Annotated in this window: 21 protein-coding genes; 13 read left to right on the top strand and 8 right to left on the bottom strand. The window is 73.6% G+C overall.

What is annotated here, in order from left to right:
* Positions 1–2: 2 nt before the first annotated feature.
* Positions 3–1,547 carry an ATP-dependent DNA ligase gene (locus ACK4LS_RS10315; protein WP_409716779.1) on the bottom strand — a complete coding sequence of 515 codons (1,545 nt, stop codon included), beginning with the start codon at positions 1,545–1,547 and terminating at the stop codon, positions 3–5.
* A gap of 229 nt (positions 1,548–1,776) precedes the next feature.
* Here ACK4LS_RS10315 and ACK4LS_RS10310 point away from each other — a divergent pair, with 229 nt between their 5' ends.
* Positions 1,777–3,441, top strand: a complete 1,665-nt coding sequence (locus ACK4LS_RS10310) for a RecQ family ATP-dependent DNA helicase (RefSeq protein ID WP_409716777.1) — start codon at positions 1,777–1,779, stop codon at positions 3,439–3,441.
* A gap of 137 nt (positions 3,442–3,578) precedes the next feature.
* On the opposite strand, the gene ACK4LS_RS10305 is transcribed toward ACK4LS_RS10310, so the two are convergent.
* Together ACK4LS_RS10305 and ACK4LS_RS10300 are read right to left on the bottom strand one after the other, a co-directional pair.
* Positions 3,579–3,986, bottom strand: a complete 408-nt coding sequence (locus ACK4LS_RS10305) for a hypothetical protein (protein WP_409716775.1) — start codon at positions 3,984–3,986, stop codon at positions 3,579–3,581.
* Positions 3,987–3,990: 4 nt separating this feature from the next.
* The gene (locus tag ACK4LS_RS10300; RefSeq protein WP_409716773.1) at positions 3,991–5,208 is read right to left on the bottom strand and encodes a DUF418 domain-containing protein; all 1,218 of its coding nucleotides are present in this window, start codon (positions 5,206–5,208) and stop codon (positions 3,991–3,993) included.
* A gap of 22 nt (positions 5,209–5,230) precedes the next feature.
* Between ACK4LS_RS10300 and ACK4LS_RS10295 the strand changes: the two genes are divergently transcribed.
* A complete protein-coding gene (locus ACK4LS_RS10295; protein WP_409716771.1) occupies positions 5,231–5,824 on the top strand; it encodes a TetR/AcrR family transcriptional regulator in 594 nt (197 codons plus the stop codon).
* Positions 5,825–5,995: 171 nt separating this feature from the next.
* Here ACK4LS_RS10295 and ACK4LS_RS10290 read toward each other — a convergent pair whose 3' ends face one another.
* The 4 genes from ACK4LS_RS10290 to ACK4LS_RS10275 all read right to left on the bottom strand — a co-directional run bounded on the left by ACK4LS_RS10290 (position 5,996) and on the right by ACK4LS_RS10275 (position 11,283).
* A complete protein-coding gene (locus ACK4LS_RS10290; protein ID WP_409716769.1) occupies positions 5,996–6,772 on the bottom strand; it encodes an LLM class flavin-dependent oxidoreductase in 777 nt (258 codons plus the stop codon).
* Positions 6,769–7,650 carry an LLM class flavin-dependent oxidoreductase gene (locus ACK4LS_RS10285; protein ID WP_409716767.1) on the bottom strand — a complete coding sequence of 294 codons (882 nt, stop codon included), beginning with the start codon at positions 7,648–7,650 and terminating at the stop codon, positions 6,769–6,771. Before ACK4LS_RS10285 ends, ACK4LS_RS10290 begins: the two co-directional genes overlap by 4 nt.
* A 180-nt stretch (positions 7,651–7,830) precedes the next feature.
* Positions 7,831–10,356, bottom strand: coding sequence for an ATP-dependent Clp protease ATP-binding subunit (locus ACK4LS_RS10280; RefSeq protein WP_409716765.1), 2,526 nt, complete (start codon positions 10,354–10,356; stop codon positions 7,831–7,833).
* A 96-nt stretch (positions 10,357–10,452) separates the two neighbouring features.
* Positions 10,453–11,283, bottom strand: a complete 831-nt coding sequence (locus ACK4LS_RS10275; RefSeq protein WP_409716763.1) for a hypothetical protein — start codon at positions 11,281–11,283, stop codon at positions 10,453–10,455.
* A gap of 78 nt (positions 11,284–11,361) precedes the next feature.
* Here ACK4LS_RS10275 and ACK4LS_RS10270 point away from each other — a divergent pair, with 78 nt between their 5' ends.
* From ACK4LS_RS10270 to ACK4LS_RS10250, 5 genes are all read left to right on the top strand, one after another.
* The gene (locus tag ACK4LS_RS10270) at positions 11,362–11,892 is read left to right on the top strand and encodes an N-acetyltransferase family protein (protein WP_409716761.1); all 531 of its coding nucleotides are present in this window, start codon (positions 11,362–11,364) and stop codon (positions 11,890–11,892) included.
* Between the two features lie 113 nt (positions 11,893–12,005).
* Complete coding sequence (locus ACK4LS_RS10265; protein ID WP_409716759.1) at positions 12,006–12,878, top strand: EI24 domain-containing protein; 873 nt, start codon at positions 12,006–12,008, stop codon at positions 12,876–12,878.
* Positions 12,879–12,902: 24 nt separating this feature from the next.
* Positions 12,903–13,052: a hypothetical protein gene (locus tag ACK4LS_RS10260; RefSeq protein ID WP_167494175.1), complete on the top strand. Its 150-nt coding sequence runs from the start codon at positions 12,903–12,905 to the stop codon at positions 13,050–13,052.
* A gap of 176 nt (positions 13,053–13,228) precedes the next feature.
* Positions 13,229–14,332: a class I SAM-dependent methyltransferase gene (locus tag ACK4LS_RS10255; RefSeq protein ID WP_409716757.1), complete on the top strand. Its 1,104-nt coding sequence runs from the start codon at positions 13,229–13,231 to the stop codon at positions 14,330–14,332.
* Between the two features lie 110 nt (positions 14,333–14,442).
* Positions 14,443–14,988 carry a hypothetical protein gene (locus ACK4LS_RS10250; RefSeq protein WP_409716755.1) on the top strand — a complete coding sequence of 182 codons (546 nt, stop codon included), beginning with the start codon at positions 14,443–14,445 and terminating at the stop codon, positions 14,986–14,988.
* A 131-nt stretch (positions 14,989–15,119) separates the two neighbouring features.
* Here the strand turns inward: ACK4LS_RS10250 and ACK4LS_RS10245 are convergent, their stop codons facing one another.
* A complete protein-coding gene (locus ACK4LS_RS10245; RefSeq protein ID WP_409716754.1) occupies positions 15,120–15,584 on the bottom strand; it encodes a DUF3817 domain-containing protein in 465 nt (154 codons plus the stop codon).
* A gap of 402 nt (positions 15,585–15,986) precedes the next feature.
* On the opposite strand from ACK4LS_RS10245, the gene ACK4LS_RS10240 reads away from it, so the two are divergent.
* From ACK4LS_RS10240 to ACK4LS_RS10215, 6 genes are read left to right on the top strand one after another with little or no spacing between them, the layout of a single operon-like run.
* Positions 15,987–17,012, top strand: a complete 1,026-nt coding sequence (locus ACK4LS_RS10240) for an FUSC family protein (protein ID WP_409716752.1) — start codon at positions 15,987–15,989, stop codon at positions 17,010–17,012.
* A 5-nt stretch (positions 17,013–17,017) separates the two neighbouring features.
* Entirely contained in the window at positions 17,018–17,503 is a 486-nt protein-coding gene (locus ACK4LS_RS10235; protein WP_409716750.1) for a hypothetical protein, read from the top strand.
* A gap of 8 nt (positions 17,504–17,511) precedes the next feature.
* Entirely contained in the window at positions 17,512–18,357 is an 846-nt protein-coding gene (locus ACK4LS_RS10230; RefSeq protein ID WP_409716748.1) for a PfkB family carbohydrate kinase, read from the top strand.
* Positions 18,354–19,280, top strand: a complete 927-nt coding sequence (locus tag ACK4LS_RS10225; protein ID WP_409716747.1) for a nucleoside hydrolase — start codon at positions 18,354–18,356, stop codon at positions 19,278–19,280. The genes ACK4LS_RS10230 and ACK4LS_RS10225 overlap by 4 nt, the downstream gene beginning before the upstream one ends.
* Before the next feature lie 53 nt (positions 19,281–19,333).
* The gene (locus ACK4LS_RS10220) at positions 19,334–19,930 is read left to right on the top strand and encodes a TetR/AcrR family transcriptional regulator (protein WP_409716745.1); all 597 of its coding nucleotides are present in this window, start codon (positions 19,334–19,336) and stop codon (positions 19,928–19,930) included.
* Positions 19,927–21,087 (top strand): SGNH/GDSL hydrolase family protein, encoded by a 1,161-nt coding sequence (locus ACK4LS_RS10215; RefSeq protein ID WP_409716743.1) that lies wholly within the window; start codon positions 19,927–19,929, stop codon positions 21,085–21,087. The genes ACK4LS_RS10220 and ACK4LS_RS10215 overlap by 4 nt, the downstream gene beginning before the upstream one ends.
* Positions 21,088–21,124 lie beyond the last annotated feature (37 nt).

The following is a 21,124-nucleotide window of genomic DNA, read 5'->3' as shown; positions in this document are numbered from 1 at the left end:
CGTCATCCTTCCGCCTCCGCGCCGCCGCCGGGGAGCAGGGCGCGCAGGGTGTCGATCGTGTCGGCCTCGGCCGCGGGCTTGTCGGAACGGTAGGCCTTGACGCGGGCGAAACGCAGCGCCACGCCGCCCGGATAGCGCACGGAGCGCTGCACGCCGTCGATGGCGATCTCGACGACGGTGTCGGGGACGACGCGGATGCCGCCCGGCACCTCGCCCCTCTCCCGATCGGCGAAGTGCGCGGTCTGCCAGGCGAGGAGTTCGTCGGTGAGTCCCTTGAACGTCTTGCCGACCATGACGAAGCCACCGGGGTCGCCGAAGCGGCCCTCCGCGTCTCGCGCGCCGAGGTGCAAGTTGGAGAACCACTGCGACCGCCGGCCCGAGCCTCGCTCGACGCCGAGGACGACGAGATCGAAGGTGTGCACCGGCTTGACCTTCAGCCAGCTCTTCCCGCGACGGCCGGCGGTGTAGGGCGCGTCGAGTCCCTTCACCATCACGCCCTCGTGCCCCGCGTCGAGGGCCGCGCGGGCGAAGTCGTCGGCGGCGGCGGTGTCGCCGGTCACGACGGCGGGGATGCGCCACTCGCCGGCGACGCGCTCGAGCTCGGCGAGACGGGCGGACAGCGGCTCGTCGACGAGGTCGCGCCCGTCGACGTGGAGGATGTCGAAGAACCAGGGCTGCAGGGCGATCTCGCGAGCCGTCTCGGCACCGAAGCGGGCCATCGTCTCTTGGAACGGGCGCGGGGCACCGTCGTCGTCGAGGGAGAGCGTCTCGCCGTCGAGGATGACATCGTCGACCGGGAGGCCCCGCACCACCTGGACGATCTCGGGCACGCGGTGCGTGACGTCGGCGAGCGTGCGGGTGAAGACCCGCACCTCGTCGCCTCGACGGTGCACCTGCACGCGCGCGCCGTCGAGCTTGTACTCCACCGACGCGCGCCCGGCCACGGCGAGCGCCTCGGCCACCGTCGACGCCGTGGAGGCGAGCATCGGCTGCACCCCGCGGCCGACCACCAGCCCCACGGCGGCGAGGTCTCGCGCCGAGCCGGTGAGTGCGATGAGCGCCGTCTCGCCGAGGTCGCCCGACAGCATCGCGGCCCGGCGGACAGCGGCGCCGTCGCGCTCGGAGGCGCGGGCGACGGCATCCACGAGCACGCCCTCGAGCGCACCCGTGCGCAACTCCCCGGTCATGATGCGGATGAGCAGGTGCCATTCCGTCGCCGTCGCCCGCTCGGCCAGGCCGTCGAGCAGAGCCGTGCGCGCCGCGGTGGAGCCGGAGCCGCCGACCTCGGTGAGGCGGGAGAACGCGGCGTCGACGTCGGCGATCGTGAGGGAGGGGGTGTCGGCGTGGGACCCGCCGCGAGCGGACAGGGTCTTCCAGCCCACGCCGAGTCGGCCTTGGCGCGGCGACGCGGTCAGCAGGCCGACCGCCGGCGCGACCTCGTCGGCGGACAGACCGCGCAGCACCGCGGCGAGGGCGTCGACCTTGGCCAGACGCGAGCGCGTGTTCGTCACCGCGGCGAGCGCCGTCTCGATCTCGCTGAAGAGCATGTCGGCATCCTGGCACCCCCCTCCGACATCGCCCGCGCGCTTGCGCAGGTGGGGCCCGGCGCGTAGGGCGGGGTCGACCGTGGCGATCGTCGTCGGCGGCCCGTCGGCGCGTCGAGGAACGCCACGGCGACGGTCGGCCGTTGATCACACGAGGCCTCCGCTCGCAACCCCCGATTCGATGTCGGAGGTCTGAGGTGTGCTGGGGACCTCCCCCAGGAATGAGGAATCCGTGAACGCTCCCGCCACCCTCGAACAGTCGACCCGCACCGCCCGTGAGGTGTTCGGGTGGGACGATCTGCTGCCGGGGCAGGCCGAGGCGATCGACGCGGTCAAGAGCGGTCGCGACACCCTCGTGGTGTTCCCGACCGGCGCGGGCAAGTCGGCGGTGTACCAGATCGCCGGTTGCGAGCTCGGCGGCGTCACCGTGGTCATCTCCCCCCTGCTGGCCCTCCAGCGCGACCAGATCGACTCGATCGACCGTGCCCCCGACGCCCCCGCCGCCGTCGCCCTCAACTCGCGCACGAGCGCCGCGGCCACGCGGGCGGCATGGGCGGCCATCGAGGGCGACGACGCGGTGTACGCCTTCCTCGCGCCCGAGCAACTGGCCAACACCGACGTGTTCGATCGCCTCGCGAAAGCCGACGTACGCCTCGTCGTCGTCGACGAAGCGCACTGCGTCTCCGCGTGGGGTCACGACTTCCGGCCCGACTACGCGCGCATCGGCGACGCGGTCGAGGCCCTGGGGCACCCGCCGGTGCTCGCGTTGACCGCCACGGCATCCGCTCCCGTCCGCGACGACATCGTCGCGAGCCTGCGCATGCGCGAACCGCACCTCGAGGTGCGCGGTATGGACCGCCCCGAGATCCACATGGCGGTGCGGCGCCACGAGCACGACGACGACAAGCGGCGCGCGGTCCTGCGCGACGTGCAGGATGCCGAGGGCGTGGTGCTGCTGTACGTGGCGACGCGCAAAGAGACCGATGCCTACGCCGACGAGCTCCGCGAGCTCGGTCTGCGCGCCGAGCCCTACCACGGGGCGATGGCGCAGAAGCGGCGCGACGAGGTGCACGCGGCCTGGACGGCGGGCGAGCTCGACGTCGTCGTGGCGACGTCGGCCTTCGGCATGGGCGTCGACAAGCCCGACGTGCGCCTGGTCGTGCACGCCGATGTGACGGAGTCGCTCGACTCGTACGCGCAGGAGATCGGCCGTGCCGCCCGCGACGGTCAGCCCGCCCGGGCGATCCTGCACTACCGCGCCGAGGACTTCTCGTTGCGTTCCTTCTTCGCGGGAGGGCACAGCAAGCGCGCCGACGTCGCGGGCGTGTGGGACGCCCTGCGCCGCGCGAAGAAGAAGCCGCTGCGGGCGAAGGACATCGCCGAGTCCTCGGGGCGCTCGACGCGCGCGATCGGTCGGGTGCTGAACCAGCTCGTGGCCTGCGAGCTGGCGGTTTCCGGACCCGACGGGGTGGCGCAGCTCAAGAGCGTGTCGGCCGGCGACGCCGTCGCCGCGGTGCGGGATCGCGACGAGGCGGAGGAGCGCATCCGCGCCTCGCGCATCGAGATCATGCGCGGCTACGCCGAGACCTCGCACTGCCGCCGACGCGCCCTGCTGGAGTACTTCGGCGTCGAGACCCCCGCGCAGTGCGGGGCGTGCGACCGGTGCGACGCCGGTGCTGCGCTGCCCGTCGACGTCGAGTCCGCCGAGGGCGCAGCGGACGCCGGTGACGACGGCATCCGCATCGACTCCTCCGTCGCGCACGAGGAGTTCGGCACCGGGACCGTCATGGGCGTCGAGGCGGATCGCCTCACGGTGTTCTTCCCCGACCACGGCTACAAGGTGCTCGCCCGCGCCGCCTTCGACCGCGGCATCCTGGAACTCGGCGACGCCGCCTGATCGCAGCGGGGCCGCCGCGGACTCGTGCGGTGACGCGCGGGGTCGCGGACCGGGCGCTCAACCCGCCCGCGGCATCACTCGACGCGGGATGCCGGACGCCGCGCGACCGGTGCCACCATCGGGACCGACGAGAGTCTTCAGCGTTCGCGCGTCGCCCACCACGCCCAGGCCACGAGCGGCGCCTGAAGGAACAGTCGCGCGAAACGGGCCCGGTCGGTGTTCAGCCCGGGCGCCGAGCGTCCCGTGCGCCACTGGTGCACGTTGCCGGGGAACACCGCGATGAAGAAGGCGGCGATCGCCGCCCCGACCCGCCGCCGTTCGCGCGGCAGGGCCACGAGCGCAACGCCCAGAACGGCCTCGATCGCCCCGGATGCCACGACGATGGCGTCTTTGTCGGTGCGCAGCAGCCGCGTGGCCCATCCCGGGACGACGATGCGATAGCCCCGGCGGCCCCACGTGAGGTGGCCGGTTCCCGCACCGAACAGCAGCACGGCCAGCACCCCGCGGGCGACGGAGCGGAGCGTGAGACCTCGACGTCGTGGCATCCGGTCAGTCTGCCACCGCGTCGAACGATCGGGGCCGACCGGCGGGCGGGGACGCACGATGCCGACCGATGTCGGCCGCGGCGTGCCAGAGCCATTCCACCGGGCCCCGCCGGAAGCGGCGCAGCCACAGGTGCGCCGCCGCCGCGACGACGACCGTGATGACGAGGAACATCGCGACGGTCACCGGCACGCGCCACGCCTGGGTGGTCTCGGCGAGGCCGAGTCCCCAGCCGTAGAACACGGCGGCGCCCAGGAGGTTCTGCAGCAGGTAGGCACTGAGCGCGACGCGGCCGATCTCGGTGCATCGACGAGCGACCCAGCCCGCGGTGCCGCGCCTCAGGCACACGTCCGCCACCAAGCCCAGGAGCCCCAGCGCGACGACGGGAGCCACGACGTACCGCTCGAGGAGCAGACCACCGGGCGACGCCGTGAGCGCGAGAGCGAGGTCGACGGGGGCGGCGATCGCTCCGGCGAGCATCAGCCGACGACGGAGTCGCGCGCCCGCGGCACCGAAGACGTCCGCGCGCAGGAGCGCGGCGCCGGCGAGGAAGAGCGCGAGGGAGAGGAAGCCGATCAGCACGGGCTCGGCGCGGAAGACGGCGGCGTTGTCGAGGCGGAAGGCCGCGAGGCCGAGGAACGACGCGGTCGCGTAGGGGTTCGGGCTGGTGGGCGCGGCGGTGTCGGCCTCGCCGGCGGGGAACGCGGCGAGGAGCAGGACGAGTCCCGTGATGAGCGCGACGTGCGCGGCGGCGAAGCCGAGGATCATGGCGCGCTGGGCGCGGGGGCGGGTCACGAGCAAGACCGACGCCACCGCCGCGGTCACGGCGTAGCCCATGAGCACGTCGAACTCCGCGATGAGGATGTAGTTGACGACGCCGTCGAGGAACAACAGCGCGGCACGCCACAGGTATCGGCCGGGCCATCGTGCGCCCCGGCGCTGCGCCGCGCGGTGCTGCATCGCCAGACCGACTCCGAACGTGAGCGAGAGCAGGGCGAGGAACTTGCCCTGCGCGAGCGCCATCAGCACGAGTTGCGCCGTCGCTGCGGCGTCGGAGGCCCCGGGCAACACGGGGTTCTGGAGCATCCCCCACAGCCCCCACGGGTGCGAGAACACCCACACGTTCGTCGCGAGGGTGCCGATGATCGCCAGCCCGCGCACCGCATCGATGCTCGCGATCCGTCGAGCCGGCGCCCCATCGGGCAATACGTTCGTATTGTTCACGCGTTCACCGTAGCCTACGACGGTGACGACCTCTCGCACCCCGCCCGCACACGGAGCGCGGGACGCCATCGTCGAAGCGGTCTTGCGGGTGATGGCGATGCGCGGCCCCGACGCGCTGAGCGTGCGCAACGTCGCCTCCGAGGCGGGAGTGTCGGTCGGCGCGGTGCAGCACCACTTCCCCACGCGCGCCGCACTGATCGTCGGAGCCATGGATGCCGTGAACATCCGGTTCCGAGAGCGCCTCAGCGCCGCCCTGAGCGGGGTGGACTCCCCCGGGCGCCGCCTCGGGATCTTCTGCGCGGAGCTGGCCTCCCTCGGCACCGAGGGACACCGCGACGCGGTGGTCTGGACGGCGTTCGCGTCGCGTGCGGCCACCGACGCCGAGGTGCGCCGGATCCACGAGCGGGAATGGGCGCGTACCGAAGCCGCGGTCCTGGCGCTGCTGACGGCCGCCCATCCGGGCGCGGCGATCGATGCCGACGACGCGGCGCTCGTGCTCGCGACGCTCGACGGCATCGCGGTCGCCCGCGGGGCCGAGGGCGACGCGCGGATGCCCGCGGAGCGGGGACGCCGGCTCGTCGACGCGTTGCTGGCCGGCTTCGCCGCCCGCGGCTGAGGGGTGCGCGCGGCCGCCCGCTCGCGGGGGCGAGACGCACCGGCTCCGGCTCCGGCTCAGCTCCGGTCGCGGGGCACGGGTCGCTCAGCTGAGGTCGCGGGGTTCTGAGAGCGTGGGGGTCGTGCGGAGATGCTCACGCGTCGACCCTGTTCCGGCTCGCCCGGCACGACCTCACGACGGGCTCGGCGCCGTCCTCCAGGCGAAGTCGACGTATGCCGCCACCGTGTCCTCCGCAACGATGGCGCGCAGCACGACCTCGTCGGCGGCGGCGGTATAGGCGTCGAGGGCATCGCCGAGCTCGGTGACGTCGCGGATGGTCGTGTCGATGGCATCCACGCCCATCCTCGCGAAGTTGGCCGCGTAGTTCGGGAACGCGGCGTAACGGGCGGTTTCGGCCTCGAGTCGCGCGCGCGCAGCCGACACGATCGCGGTGCGGACGTAGACGGCCACGTGCGTCGACGGCGCGATCGCGTGCAGCGCCGCTGACTGCTCGCGCGCCTCGACGGGTGGCACCCAGTTGAGCAGCACGCCGTCGGCACGTTCGGCGGCGAGACGCCGCATCCGCGGCCCCAGCGCGCCGACGAGCACCCGTGGCAGCCCCGCCGCATGCAGCGTCTCGGTGGCCGCGCGCACGCGGGAGAGCGCCCCCTCCCGCGCGATGCCCGAACCGATGCCGATCGTCACGCGCTCGCGCGGGAGGGCGAGGGATGCCGCTTCGGCGGCGATCTCGGTCGCGGGTCTGCGGTCGACCGGCACGACGCCGGTGGCCAGGTGCAGGCGCTCGGTGACCCGGGCGGCCGCGGCGAGCGCGACCAGCGCGTCGCCGTCGGGTGTGTCGTTCACCCAGAGGGCGTGGAAGCCGGCCTTCTCGACCGCGGGGGCGATCTCGGCGATCGCGTCGGGCCCGAGTGAGCCCGCGACGCCCAGGGAGACGACGCCGCGCGTCACGACACACCGCCCGCGTCGGGAACGGACACCGCGACCTGACCCACGGCCGAGAAGAACGCGCGCAGGTCGACGTCGTCGGTGGGCAGCAGCACGACGTCGTCGACGCCCGCGGCCTGGAACCGCGCGACTCCCTCGGCCACCTCGGACACCGACCCGGCCAGCACGCGCTCGGCGGCGTCTTCGCGGTCGGACAGGACCGCGGTCGCACGCTCGTGGGCATCGGGACCGAACGCCGTGAGCACGTAGGCCACGACGTCCGCGCGGCCCTCGCGACCCGACTGGGCGCGACCGGCCTGCACGGTCTCGACCGCCGTGGCGATCTCGGCGACGGTGTGTCGACTGTCGAGGACGACGCCGTCGGCCACCGCTCCGGCGAGCGCGAGGGTCTTGGGGCCCTCGGCGGCGGCGTACACCGACGGCGCCGCGGCCGGCGGCCAGTCGAGGGCGACGTCACGCAGCTTCACGTAGCGCCCCTCTGCGCTGACCGTCTCGCCCGCGAGGAGCGACCGCAGCGCGGGGAGCTGTTCCTGCATCAGCGTGAGCGGGGAGGCGACCTTGGCACCGACCTGCCGCATCCAGTCCTGCACGCCGTGGCCGAAGCCGGGCAGAACGCGCCCCGGGAAGATGCGCTCGATCGTGGCGACCTCCATCGCGGAGGCCGCGACGTTGCGCAGCGGCAGCGGGGCGATGCCGATCCCCACCCGCAGGTGGTCGGTGACGGCGAGGGCGGCGGCGGCTGCGGCCCACGCCGAAGAGCGGAAGCAGTCTTCCCAGAGCCACAGCTCTTCAATGCCGGCGTCTTCGGCGGCTCGCGCGGCGTCGCGCAGCTCCTCGGGCGGGTGCGGGTACGGACTGAAGATCGTGCCGATACGACTCATGCGTCTACTCTGCCCCGAACCCCCGACATTGCGGCAGGGGTGTCACGGGCCCCGCCCCACCTCCGCCCCCCGCCCGCGGGGCCGACGGGGTGCCCGGGCGCGCCGGGGTCTCCCCCGCACACCGGGCGCGCACGACGACGCCCCCGGCGCCGAAGCACCGGGGGCGTCGAACGCAGCACCTCAGGCGGCGAGCGCCGGAACGACCGGCATCACCACGAAGCCCGAGGCCGTGGCATCCACCGTCACCGCGCCACCGTCGGCGAGGTCGCCGGCGACGAACAGGTCGGCGATGCGATCGTCGACCTCGCGCTGGATGACACGACGCAACGGGCGCGCGCCGTACTCCGGCTCGTAACCCACCTCGGCGAGACGGTCGACGGCAGCCTCCGTCACCTCGAGGGTGACCTCGCGGGCCGCGAGCCGACGCGACGTGGCCCCCAGCAGCAGCCGCACGATCCGGCGCAGTTGCGCCTTCTCGAGCTTGCGGAACAGCACGATGTCGTCGATGCGGTTGAGGAACTCCGGCCGCATGGCCTCGCGCAGCTTGCCCATGACGCGGTCGCGCAGGTCGTCGTCGGCGAACTCGCGGCCCGTGGTCGTGAACCCGATCGCCCCGGAGCGGGATGCCAGCACCTCGGCGCCCAGGTTCGAGGTCATCACGATGACGGTGTTGCGGAAGTCCACCGTGCGGCCCTGGCCGTCGGTGAGCCGGCCGTCGTCGAGCACCTGCAGGAGCAGGGTGAAGACGTCGGGGTGGGCCTTCTCGATCTCGTCGAACAGCACGACGGCGTAGGGGTTGCGGCGCACGCGCTCGGTCAGTTGGCCGGCCTCGTCGTAGCCGACGTACCCCGGAGGGGCACCGATCAGGCGCGACACCGTGTGGCGCTCGCCGAACTCGCTCATGTCGAAGCGGATCACGGCGCCGTCGTCGTCGAAGAGCGAGCCGGCCAGGGCCTTCGCGAGCTCGGTCTTGCCCACGCCCGTGGGGCCGAGGAAGAGGAACGAGCCGACGGGTCGGTTCTCGTCACCCATGCCGGTGCGGTTGCGCCGCACCGCCTTGGCGACGGCGGCGACCGCGTCGTCCTGCCCGATGACGCGGGCGTGCAGCTCGGTCTCGAGCTCGGCGAGGCGGCCGCGCTCGGTGGCGGTGAGCCGCGCGACGGGGATACCGGTGGACCGGCTGATCACCGCGGCGATCTCGGGCTCGTCGACCACGGCGGCGGCACGGGGTGCGGCGGTGGCTTCGTCGAGGCGCGACTGGACCGCGACCATCTCATCGCGCAGACGCGAGGCCTCCTCGTAGTGCTCGGCCGAGACGGCGGCGTTCTTGTCGGCCTCGAGGGTCGCGAGCCGCTCGAGCAGGGCCGACGTGTCGACCGACACGCCGAGCTTCAGCCGCAGCCGTGCTCCGGCCTGGTCGATCAGGTCGATCGCCTTGTCGGGCAGCACGCGCTCGGTGAGGTAGCGGTCACTGAGCTCGACGGCCGCGCGCAGGGCGTCGTCGGTGTAGGTGACGGCGTGGTGCTGCTCGTACGCCGGACGCAGGCCGCGGAGGATCTCCACCGCGTCCGGGAGCGAAGGCTCTCCGACGCGCACGGGCTGCAGGCGCCGCTCGAGGGCCGGGTCCTTCTCGATGGTGCGGTACTCGCGCAGCGTGGTGGCGCCGATGAGTCGCACGTCACCGCGGGCGAGACGCGGCTTGAGGATGTTGCCGGCATCCATCGAGCCGTCACCACTGCCGCCGGCACCGACGAGCGTGTGCACCTCGTCGATGAAGACGACGAGCCTGTCGGCTGCCGAGATCTCCTCCATCGTCTGGGTGAGACGCTCCTCGAAGTCACCGCGGTAGCGAGCGCCGGCGAGCATCGCCGCGAGGTCGATCGAGACCACGCGCGTCTCGCGCAGCTGCTCGGGCACGTCACCCGCGACGATCGCGCGCGCGAGTCCCTCGACGACGGCGGTCTTGCCGACGCCGGCCTCGCCGATGAGCACGGGGTTGTTCTTCGTGCGGCGGCTGAGGATCTCGATGGTCTGCTCGATCTCGTCGGTGCGCCCGATCACGGGGTCGAGCTCTCCCGCCACGGCGCGGGCCGTGAGGTCGGTGCCGAATCGGTCGAGGTTCGGAGTCGTGGATGCCGACTCCTCGGGCGCCTCGGACTCGTCACCGCCGACGACGGTCTCGCGGACGCCCTGCGTCAGGGCCTCGGCCGTGACGCCCGCCTGCGCGAGGATCTGCCCGGCCGGGGCGTCCTGCGCGAGGACGAGGGCGAAGAAGAGGTGGTCGGGGTCGACGTAGGTCGATCCCGCGGCACGGGCGACCTGGAAGGCGTGGAAGAGCGCGCGCTGCACCGATCCGGCCACGACGGCGCCGTCGACCTGGGCGGGTGCGCCGGCCGCGGGCAGGCGGCTCTCGGCGGCGCGGGCGATGGCGGCGGGATCGGCGCCGAGGCGAGCGACGGCATCCTTGGCCGGGGAGCGACCCACGAGCACGTGCAGCACGTGCAGGGCGTCGAGTTCGCGCTGGCCGCGGCCGAGGGCGAAACGGCCCGCCGCCTGAAGGGCGTCTTGCGTGCGCGCACTCAGAAAGCGACTGAGGTCGATCGACCGCTCGGCGCGCGCCTGCTCGCCCGCGAGGTAGCGCGCGAGGAACTCGTCGAACGACTGGGCGCCGTCTTCCCCGGCGCCGGGGGTGAAGTCTTCGGGCAATTCCGTCTCCTGTGATACGTGAGTGCGGTTGACTCAAGTCTGCAACTTGAGCACCGTCGTATCAAGTTCAACGCGACACCCCACCGACTATTCCCGTCACGTTCGCAGCCTCGGGTCGACCTCGTTCCAGAGCTCGACGGTCTGCACCACCCAGAACACCGCGAACAGGGCCAGCGCGACGACCTCGCCGATGAGCACGACGGGTACGCCCCGCTGTTCCGCCCCCGCGATGACGCCCACCACCAGCAGAACCAGGGTGGCCACGATCCCGATCGCCACCACGCCGTACGCGAGGCGCAGCCGCCGATGCGCCCTCCCGCTGCGCTGCGGACGCCACGCCCCCAGGGCCGCCACGGCGGCGATCACGACGAAGAACGCGATGGCCGCGACCTCGTGGGCGAGAGCCGAGAACGACGCGGGTGCGGTGACCGCCCACACGAACCCCGCCACGATCGTCGCCGCGACGACGCCCGCCGTCGCCACCACGCCCGCACCCAGAGTGCCCTGCGCCCGGGCGAGGACCAGCGCGGCGACGACCCCCAGGACGACGAGGGATGCCACGGCGCCGGCGTTGTTCGCCACGGTCGGGCCGAACTCCGCCGGTATGCACCGACGGGCGGGGGCGCAGGACTCCGAGGAGACGGAGGTGGGGACGTAGGCGATCACGAGGGCGAGGACCGCGGCGACGTCGAGCAATCCCTGCTCGAGGCTGCGGCCCGACAGCGCCAGCAGGGCGAGCGCGACCGCACTCAGCGATCCGACGAAGACCGGCCCGGCCGGGGTGTAGTAGGCCGCGCTCACCGAGGGCGGCACGCCGCCCGCGACCGACTCGACCGCGAGCGCGATCCCCAGGAAGACCGTCGCCGCCACCAGCGCGAGCCGCACGTACCGGTAGGTGCGTTGGGTCGAGGTCGTGCGGATCCGCATGACGGCATCCTGTCAGGGGGGTCCGACATCGGTCGGAACCGCTGCACCCGACGCGGCGCCCCCGCCTACGCTGGAGCGATGCTTCCGCCCATCACCGTCCGCCCCACCACCGAAGACGACTGGGAGCGGGTGCGGACGCTGCGCCTCGAGAACGCGAGCGACAACCCCGTCTCCTACGGTGCGACGGCGGCCTACGCCCGGAGGATGACCGAGGAGGACTGGCGTCTGCGGGCCCGGCGGGGCGAGGGCCCGACGACGACGAGCCTGATGGCGCTCGAGACGACGACCGGGCGGCCCGTGGGCATGATGAGCGCCCAGCAGGGGGATGACGACGGCCCGGACCCCGTGCTGACCGGCGTCTACGTGAGTCCCGCGTTCCGTGGGCGCACCGCGGGCGTGGCCGACACGCTCCTGCAGGGCATCGTGCTCTGGGCCGTCGGCCGCGGCGAGACGCTGCGCCTGTACGTGGACGATCAGGCGACCCCCGCGCAACGCTTCTACGCCCGCCACGGCTTCGCGGCCACCGGCCGCGAGCGCGCCTCGCGTCTTCTCGGCGACGACCCCGACGCGACGCCGCGCCGGCTGCTCGAGCTGAGTCGCCCCCTCTGACGCGGGCGCCTCGCGCCACCACGGGCGAGGCGGCACCGAGGGGGCGGGCGGATCCCGTGCGCACACCACCGTGGCACCCGCGTACCGGCCCGCCCGTCTGGAAGACTTCCGGCATGCGCGAATTCCTCGCCGGAGCAGCCCTGCTCGTCCGCGGCCTCGGCCAGTGGCGTCGCACACCCGGGGCCATGGCGCTCGGGCTCATCCCCGGCACCCTCGTCGGACTCGTGCTCGGCGCCGCGCTCGTCGCGTGGGGCTTCGCCCTCCCGGGCCTCGTCGACGACTGGACCCCCTTCGCCGACACGTGGGCGCCGTTCTGGGCGGGCGCGCTGCGCACGGCGGTCGGTCTCGCGTCGTTCGGAGGCGCCCTGCTGCTGGTGATCGTGTCGTTCACGGCCGCGACCCTCGCCGTCGGCGAGCCGTTCTACGACCGCATCTGGCGGGCCACCGAGCGCAGCGCGACCGGCGAGGTGCCCGACGCGGAGTACGGGTTCTGGCGCGCCGTCGGCGACAGCGCACTGCTCATCCTCCGCGGCATCCCGGCCGCTCTGCTCGCCTGGCTCCTGGGCCTGATCCCCTTCGTCGGCGGTGTGCTCGGGTTCGTCGCGGGCGTCACGCTGACCGGCTGGCTCCTGGCCGACGAGCTGACCTCGCGGGCCCTGTCGGCACGTGGCCTCGATCGCCGCGCCCGACGCGCGCTCCTGCGCCGACACCGCGCCCGCGCCCTCGGTTTCGGTGTCGCGACGCAGCTGTGCTTCCTCGTGCCGCTCGGCGCCGTGGCCGTCATGCCCGCCGCGGTGGCCGGCAGCACGCTGTGGGCCCACGCCGCCCTCGGTCTCGGCCCGCGAAACGCCCCCGGCCCCCGCCCGGCCGCCGGCACCCTGACGACGGCCCCGGGAGCTGCCGCACCGACCGTCGCCCACCCCCGACACGCTCGCCCCGCGCAACCCGCCCCGCCCGCGCACCGAGCCGGCGACGCAGCACGATAGCCTGGAGCGACCGAAGGGATCTCCATGTTCATCGTCTCGCTCATCCTGTTCGTCGGCGGCATGCTGCTGACCGGCCTGTCGTTCTCGCTCGCCGCCCCGGCGCTGTTCTTCGCCCTCGGCATCCTGCTCGTCTCGGCGTCGCTGGCCCTGCCCTTCCACTTCGGCACCCGGTAAGCCGCCGCGGCGGCGCGGCACCGCCACGACCCGCAGCACCATCGCGAACCCCGACACCGCCACGACCCGCCGCGCCGCCACGACCCGCTGCGTCGATCTGTCGCGACACCGCCCGGCGTCGGCCCGATGAACGGATGCCGGGCAGTCGGCCCCCGTGACCCCGGTACCGTTGCACGATGCCTTTCTCGTTCGACACCCTCCGTCGCCGCCCCGACCTCGAGGGTCCCGACCTCGTCGCCGTCGACGCGGCCGACCGCCTCATCCTCGACGAATCCGCCACGGCGCGAGAAGGGCTCGCGGAGGGACGACTCGTCGTCATCGGCGACACGCACGGTGCCCTGACCCTGGGGGCCGCCGACGCCGGCGCGCGCGGCATCCGCGTGCACCAGGACGAGCTGCTCGGCGAGCGCGCCCTGGTCGCCAACGCCGCCGAGGCGGGGCTCGACGGCGCCTTCTCCTCTCACGCCCTCGATGCGTCGCTTCTCGCGGGAGCGCGCCTCGTGCTCCTCCGCCTCCCCCGCTCGCTGCGCGCCCTCGCCGACATCGCCGGTCTCATCGCCCTGCACGCCGACCCGGAGGTGGTCGTCTATGCCGGCGGACGTCTCAAGCACATGACCGTGACGATGAACGACGTGCTCCGCGCGCACTTCGACCGCGTCGACGTCACCCACGCGCGCCAGAAGTCACGCGTGCTCGTCGCGCGCGGTCCCCACGACGGACGCGAGCCCGAGCCCGAGGCAGCGGAGGTCGACGGCATCCGGGTGCGCGCGTTCGGCGGAGCGTTCGCGGGCGCGTCGATCGACATCGGCACGCGGCTGCTCCTCGCCCACCTTCCCGAGCCCCGCGGCGACGAGGCGATCGACCTCGCGTGCGGAACCGGCGTCGTGGCCGCGGCCCTGGCCGTGCGGCATCCGTCGCTGCGCGTTCTCGCGTGCGATCAGTCGGCGATCGCGGTCGCATCGGCGCGCGCGACGGCCGAGGCCAACGGCGTCGCGGACCGCGTCACCGTCTCGCGCGACGACGTGCTGCGGTCGCGACCGGATGCCACCGCCTCCTTCATCGCGCTCAACCCGCCGTTCCACGCCGGGGCCACCGTCAGCGACGGTCTGGCCCCGCGCATGTTCGCCGACGCGGCGCGCGTGCTGCGCCCGGGCGGCGAGCTGTGGACGGTCTGGAACTCGGCTCTGCAGTACCGGCCGACGCTCGAGCGGAGGGTGGGACCGACCCGTCAGGTGGCGCGCGACCGCAAGTTCACCGTGACGGTGTCGACGAAGCGCTGACGCCGGGGTCCGGCCCGGTCCGCGCGTCGCGCGCGATCCGCCTCGACACGACCCGTGGTGCACGCGGAGCACAGGGCGTAGATTCGACGGTGCTCGACGAGGAGGTGGCGATGCGCGCTCGTGTCGTCGCGGTGGCTCTGGTCACCGTCGCCGCCCTTGTGTTCGGCGGCGCGCCGGCCCGTGCGACCCCGGAAGGGGACCCCCTCGACGGCACCGTCTCGACCCCGCTGCTGGTCGACTGCTCGAGCATCACCGCCAAGGGGCGCGAGTACGCGCGCCTGCACGGCATCACCCTCTGCGATGCCGACAGCACCCCGGCATCCGAACCGCTGCGCACCGAGGCGGTCGGCGGAGAGGAGTGCGGAAACGCGACGCTCGTGATGATCAGCCGCGGCGGCGGGGTGGCGACGCTGGCCTGGCGCGTGAACTCCTTCACCGGCCCGGTCGTCGACCTCGAGCTCGACATCTCGGCATCCGGTCGGTCGGACGCCGTGGTGCGACGCTTCGTCGATCGCACCGCCAGCCTCCACCCCCGCGGCGCAACGGCGGCCCTCCTCGGCGTGGGTCGCGCCTCGGCGACGGTCTCGGGAACCGTCCAGACGTTCCTCGCCACGTGCCGCATCGCCCCCGCGGGCGTCCGCATCCACGCGCGCTGAGCGAACCGGCCACGCTCCCTCCGCGACACAACGCAGGAGTGATCCGCTCCGAGCCGCCGAAAAGCCGCGACATCCCGGCCGGGACGAACGGATCTCCTTCGTCGTGTCGCGGCGTGGCGGCGGACGAGCTGTCAGCCCTTGCCGCCCGGAGGCCCGACCACCAGCAACACCACGAACACCAGGGCGACGACAGCCACGAGCGCCAACCCCAGCACCCACGGACGGCGCAGGAAAAATCGCAGCAGACGATCGATGGGCCGCCGGTCGCGCGGGTCGGCGGTCTCATCGAGACGCCACGCACCCCGCAGACGCCCGGTGCGCTGCAGCCAGATCTCCGTCGGAACGGTCGCGTACGGGATCACGGCGCTCACCACCGCGACGGCCGCCGGCCCGAACCCCCACCGCTGGTTGAGCGCGACCAGCACCGCGGTCGCACCGTAGGCGAGGAACACGAACCCGTGGATGCCGCCGCCGATCGACACCGCGATCGGCAGATCGGCCACGGCCCGCAGGATCAGGCCGCCGATCAGCAGCGTCCACGAGATCGCCTCGGCGATCGCGAGCGTACGGAACAGGGTCAGGGGCGTGCGGAACACGTCTCTCCTCCAACGTCGGGGCTCTCCACCCTACGGAACGGGCCCGCCCGTCATCCGAGCACCGTTCGACGTCGAAACGTCACTCCACCGGCTGGTCGTCGCCGTCGAGGCTGGGGTCGGAGCGTTGCCCCTCCGCGGCGGTCGAGGTGTCGGGCTCGGGCCCGGGTTCGATCGGGGGCTTCTCACGGTCGACATCCATGACTCCACCCCATCAGATCGCCACCCGGATGCCACGGCCTTGACGACGCCGCTGCGGCCGCCGCCCCGTGACGTCGCCGTCGGGAGCGCCAGAGCCGAAGCCACAGCCCGCGCCCGCGGGCCGAGGCGCAGCCGGCGTGCGGGGGCGTCGGCTACGGCCCGGAGCCCGCGGGCGTCCCGCTCGACGGCGCGTAGGCTGGAGGCGTGGCGGAATCCCGGGGGCGCGTGTGGACCGGGGTCATCCGCGTGGGACCGCACCGCGGCGATCACCGCGTCGCCGTGCGCGCCGTGCTCAGCGTCGGCGCGCCGCTTCTCGTCCTGCTCCTGCTGAACCGCCTCGACCTCAGCGTCTACGCGAGCTTCGGCGCCTTCGCGGCCCTCTACGGGCGTACCGATCAGCCCCGCCCGCGCCTCGTCATGCAGGCCACCGCGGGCGTCGTCCTGGTTGCCTCCATGCTGCTCGGCACCGCGGTCTCGGCGCTGTCGACCCCCGCGCTTCTGAGCGTCGCCGTGGTCGCCGCCCTCGCCGCGGCCGTGACCCTGCTGGCGTACCGGGCGCAGTGGCATCCGCCCGGCGCCCTCTTCGCCGTGTTCGCCGCCGGGGCGACGGCGAGCTTCCCGGCCACCGGGACCGCCTTCGCGACCGTGCTCCTCGTGGGCGGGGCGAGCGTGACGTGGAGTCTCCTCGTGACCACCGTGTTCGTGCTCGCGCGCAGAGGGTCGTGGGCGCGCCCCCGGCGGCCGCGTCCGGCGATCGGCTCGGTCGCGTGGGAGATGACGGCCACCGTCGGCGTCGCCGCCCTGCTGGCGGGCGTGGCGGGTGTGCTGCTCGTCGGCACCCACTGGTATTGGGCGATGGTCGGCGCCGTCGCCGCGGTCGGCGGGGCGCACGTCACCGCGCGTCTCATCCGCGGCGTCCAGCGGCTCGTCGGCACGCTGCTCGGCGTGGTCATCGCCGCGGGTCTGCTCGCGCTGCACCTGCCGCCGTGGCTCGTGATCATCGTGGCCGTGACGCTTCAGGCCGGGGCCGAACTCTTCGTCGGCCGCAACTACGGCATCGCGATGCTGTTCATCACGCCCCTCGCGCTGCTCATGGTGTCGCTCGCCTCTCCCGTCGCACCCGAGATGCTGCTGCGCGATCGCATCATCGAGACGCTCATCGGCGTCGCGGTCGGAACCCTCGTCGCCATCGTGTCGGCGGGGCTGCGCCGCCGGAGCGCGAGAGGCTGAGGCCCATGGAGACCGAACAGCCCCGACGCCTGGGCCGCGACGCCGCCGAACGCATCAGCGCGGGGTGCTACGGCGCCCTGGTCTCGGCATCCACCCTCATCGGACTCTCCGAGACCGACCTCGGACTCGTCGTGGCGGTGGTCGCCCTCACCAATGTCGTGTATTTCGCCACGCACGTCTTCGCGTACTCCCTCGGCGACGTGTCGAGCGAACGCCCGTCGCGCATCTTCCGCCACCACATGCGGGTGAGCGCCCCGATGGTGTCGGTGACGTTCCTGCCGCTGCTCGTCGTCGTGCTGCTCGTGGCCCTCGGCGTCGAGCTGCCGACGGCGCTGCTCTGGGGCGTCGGTGTGGCCATGACGTATCTCGTCGTCGTCGCCACGGCCGGGGCTCGCCTGCGCGGATACTCGCCGCTCGCGACCCTTCTCACCGCGATCGGAGCGGCGCTGGTGGCCGCGCTGCTCATTGTGGCGAAGCTGCTGCTGCACTGATCGAAAGGATGCCGATCATCCCCTCCCCCTCCCTCACCGTCGTCGGTGCGATCAACGTCGACCTCACCGCGCGCGTCGAACGCGCCCCCGGGCCGGGCGAGACCGTCGCCGACGGCATCCTCCAGCGCGGTCCGGGCGGCAAGGGCGCCAACCAAGCCGTAGCCGCGGCACGCCTGGGCGCCGCGGTGCGGATGGTCGGCGCGGTGGGCGACGACCTCGACGGACGCGGCGTGCGCGCACAGTTCGCGGCCATCGGTGTCGACGCCTCCGGCGTGCAGACCGCCGACGCCGCCACGGGCACAGCGCTCATCGTGGTCGACGCGACGGGCGAGAACTCGATCGTCGTCTGCGCCGGGGCGAATGCCGAGATCGACCCCACGGCCCTGGGTATCCACCGCGGCGCCGCGGTGCTCGCGCAACTGGAGGTGTCGGATGCCGTGATCTCGGCCGCCGCCGAGGCCGCCGGCTTCCTCGCGCTCAACGTGGCCCCGGCCCGTCCGCTCCCCCCGGGCGTCCTGGAGCGGTGCGACCTCGTGATCGCGAACGAGACCGAGTACGCGCAGCTGCCCGAGGTGCACGACGCCGCCCTGCTGTGCGTGACGCTCGGCGCTGACGGCGCACGGTTGTACCGCCGCGGCGAGCTGGTGGCCTCCGCCGCGGGCGTGGCGACCACCGTGCGCAACACGGTCGGCGCAGGCGACGCCTTCTGCGCGGCTCTCGTGTGCGGACTCCTCCGTGGCGACGAGCCCGAGGCCGCCCTCGCCCGCGCGTGCGCGGTGGGCGCCGCCGCCGTGGCCGACGACGCCTCCCAGCCCGCGCTCGACCTCCTCGACACGTACGGAGACCCCGCATGACCCGCCGCCCGATCCTCGTCGACTGCGACACCGGCATCGACGACGCCCTCGCCCTGGCGTACCTGCTCGCCGAGCCCGCGGTCGAGATCGTGGGCGTCACGACGGTCTCCGGCAACACGGATGCCGCCCGCGCGGCCGCGAACACCCTCTCGCTGTTCGAGCTGGCCGGGGTGCACGACATCCCCGTCGCCGTGGGCGCGCACGACTTCCGCGGCCGGGCGTACGCCGGCGGGGCGCCGCACGTGCACGGCGACGACGGCGTCGGCGGCATCGCGCTGACCGCCGCCGCACGGGCCCACGACGCGCGCCCCGCGGTCGAGCTGATCGACCACCTCGCCGCGCGGCATCCGGATCTCACCGTGCTCGCCCTCGGACCGCTCACCAACCTGGCCGCGTACGCCGAGGCGCCCGGCGTCGCCGCCTTCGACCGCCTCGTCGTGATGGGCGGCGCCTTCGCGCACTCGGGCAACGTCACGCCGTGGGCCGAGGCGAACATCCACAACGACCCCGAAGCGGCGGCGATCGTCTTCGCGCAGGACTGGGACACCACCCTCGTCCCCCTCGACGTCACGATGACGCAGACCCTGGATGCCGCCGACCTCGTACGCCTCGAGGCGATCCCCGGCGCGCTGCCGCAGGCACTCGCGGCGATGCTGCCGCTGTATCTCGACTTCTACGCCGGCCGCGTCTTCCCCGACCGCCGCTGCGCCCTGCACGATCCCCTCGCCGCGATGGTCGCCGCGGGAGTGCTGCGCGGAGTCAGCGTCTCGTCGGGCCGGGTCGAGGTGCGGCTCGAGCGCGGAGAGCGGGGGCGCACGGTGTCATCGCGCGGTTCCGACACGCAGCGCTGGGTGCGCGGCATGGAGGGGTCGGCCGTCGAGGTGCTCCTCGACCGGGTGGAGCGGTGGGAGTGGCCGCGCTGACGCCCGAACCCTAAGGGTGTTAGGTGATCGCCTACGAGGTATAGGATGAGGGAATGCCCCGTGTTCCCCTCACCGTCGACGCCATCGTGTCGACCGCCGCCGCCCTGGCCGACGAGGTCGGCGTGAGCGCCGTCACCCTCTCCGCCGTCGCGCGTTCGCTGGGCGTCCAGACGCCGAGCCTGTACGGGCACGTCGCCGACCTGGCCGCCCTCCGCGACGGCATGACGATCCGCGCCCTCGCCGAGCTGAGCGACAGCGCGGGCGAGGCCATCGCGGGACGCTCGGGACGCGACGCCCTGCGCGCGCTGTGCGACGCCCACCGCGACTACGCCCGGGCGCACCCCGGCGGCTGGGAGAGCCTCCAGCGGCGCGCGGGAGAAGCGGCCGTCCGGAGCGCACCCGCCGCCCGCTCCGGGCAGGTGATGGCCGCCGTCCTCCGCGGGTACGGCGTCCCCGAGGCCGACCGCGTGCACGCGACGCGACTCGTCGCCGCCTTCCTCAACGGCTTCATCCACCTCGAGCACGTCGGCGGCTTCTCCTACAGCGCTCCCGCGTCCACGGCATCCTGGAGCATCCTCATCGACCGCGTCGACGGAATACTTCGCGACTGGGGTCGCGCCGCCGCGTCCACCGGAAGGGACCACACATGATCGACACACCGATCACGGCCGACCTCGTCCGCGGCGGCGGGGAGCTCTCGCGCCACGACGGCGTCACGCGCCTGCACCGCCTGCCGCTGCCCTACCGGGAGCGCGAGGCCGACGCGCAGCTTCGGATGGTGGAGCGCCAGCCGTCCGGCATCCGCCTTTCGCTCCGCACGACGGCGACCGTCGTCGAACTGGCCCTGCGCGCGACGCGGGTCTCCTATCGCGGGCTCGACCGGGCCCGGGGCCGCGTGGACGTGCTCGTCGACGGTGAGCGGCTCCTCAGCCACCCACTGAGCGAGGGCGATGCGCTCGAACTCGACATGGCGACGGGCGCCGCGACGTCGATGGCGGGAGAGGCCGACGTCGTCAGGGTCGATGGCCTCGGATCCGCCGACAAGATCGTCCAGCTGTGGCTCCCGCACAACGAACAGGTCGATCTCGTCTCGTTGCGCAGCGACGCTCCGATTCATCCTGTCGTCGATGACCGTCCGGTGTGGCTGCACCACGGCAGCTCGATCAGCCAGGGCTCCAACGCCGCCGCGCCCACCGAGATCTGGCCCGTCGTGGCCGCCCGTCGAGCGGACGTGAAGCTGCGCAACCTGGGGTTCGGCGGGAGCGCCCTCGTCGACCCGTTCCTGGCGAGGGTGATGCGCGATGCCGAGGCCGACGTGATCAGCGTCAAGCTGGGCATCAACGTCGTGAACCTCGACGGGATGCACGCCCGCACCTTCGTGCCCGCCGTGCACGGTTTCCTCGACACGATCCGCGAGGGCCACCCCGACACACCGCTCCTCCTCGTGTCGCCGATCTTCACGGCCATCCACGAGAAGACGCCGGGACCCGGCTCGTTCGACGCCGAGGGTCTGCGCACCGGCGAGATGCGCTTCATCGCCACCGGCGACCCCGGCGCCACCGCGCGGGGCCGGCTGAGCCTCGAGGTCGTGCGCGACCTGCTCGCGGGCGTCGTCCGCGATCGGGCGGACGACCCGTTCCTGGGGTACCTCGACGGTCTCGACCTCTACGGCGCCGACGACTTCGCCGCGCGCCCGCTCCCCGACGGCCTCCACCCCGACTCCCCCACGCACCAGCTGATCGGCGAGCGCTTCGCCGCGGCGGCGTTCGGGCCGGGCGGGCTGCTGGGGGTGGTGCGGGGGCGGTGATCTCGGGGCCGGGTGGGCGCATCGCCGCGCGCGCGAG

The organism is Microbacterium sp. (assembly GCF_046295495.1).
In the GTDB taxonomy this organism is placed as follows: Bacteria; Actinomycetota; Actinomycetes; order Actinomycetales; family Microbacteriaceae; genus Microbacterium.
This window is presented reverse-complemented; position numbering and strand designations above follow the sequence as displayed.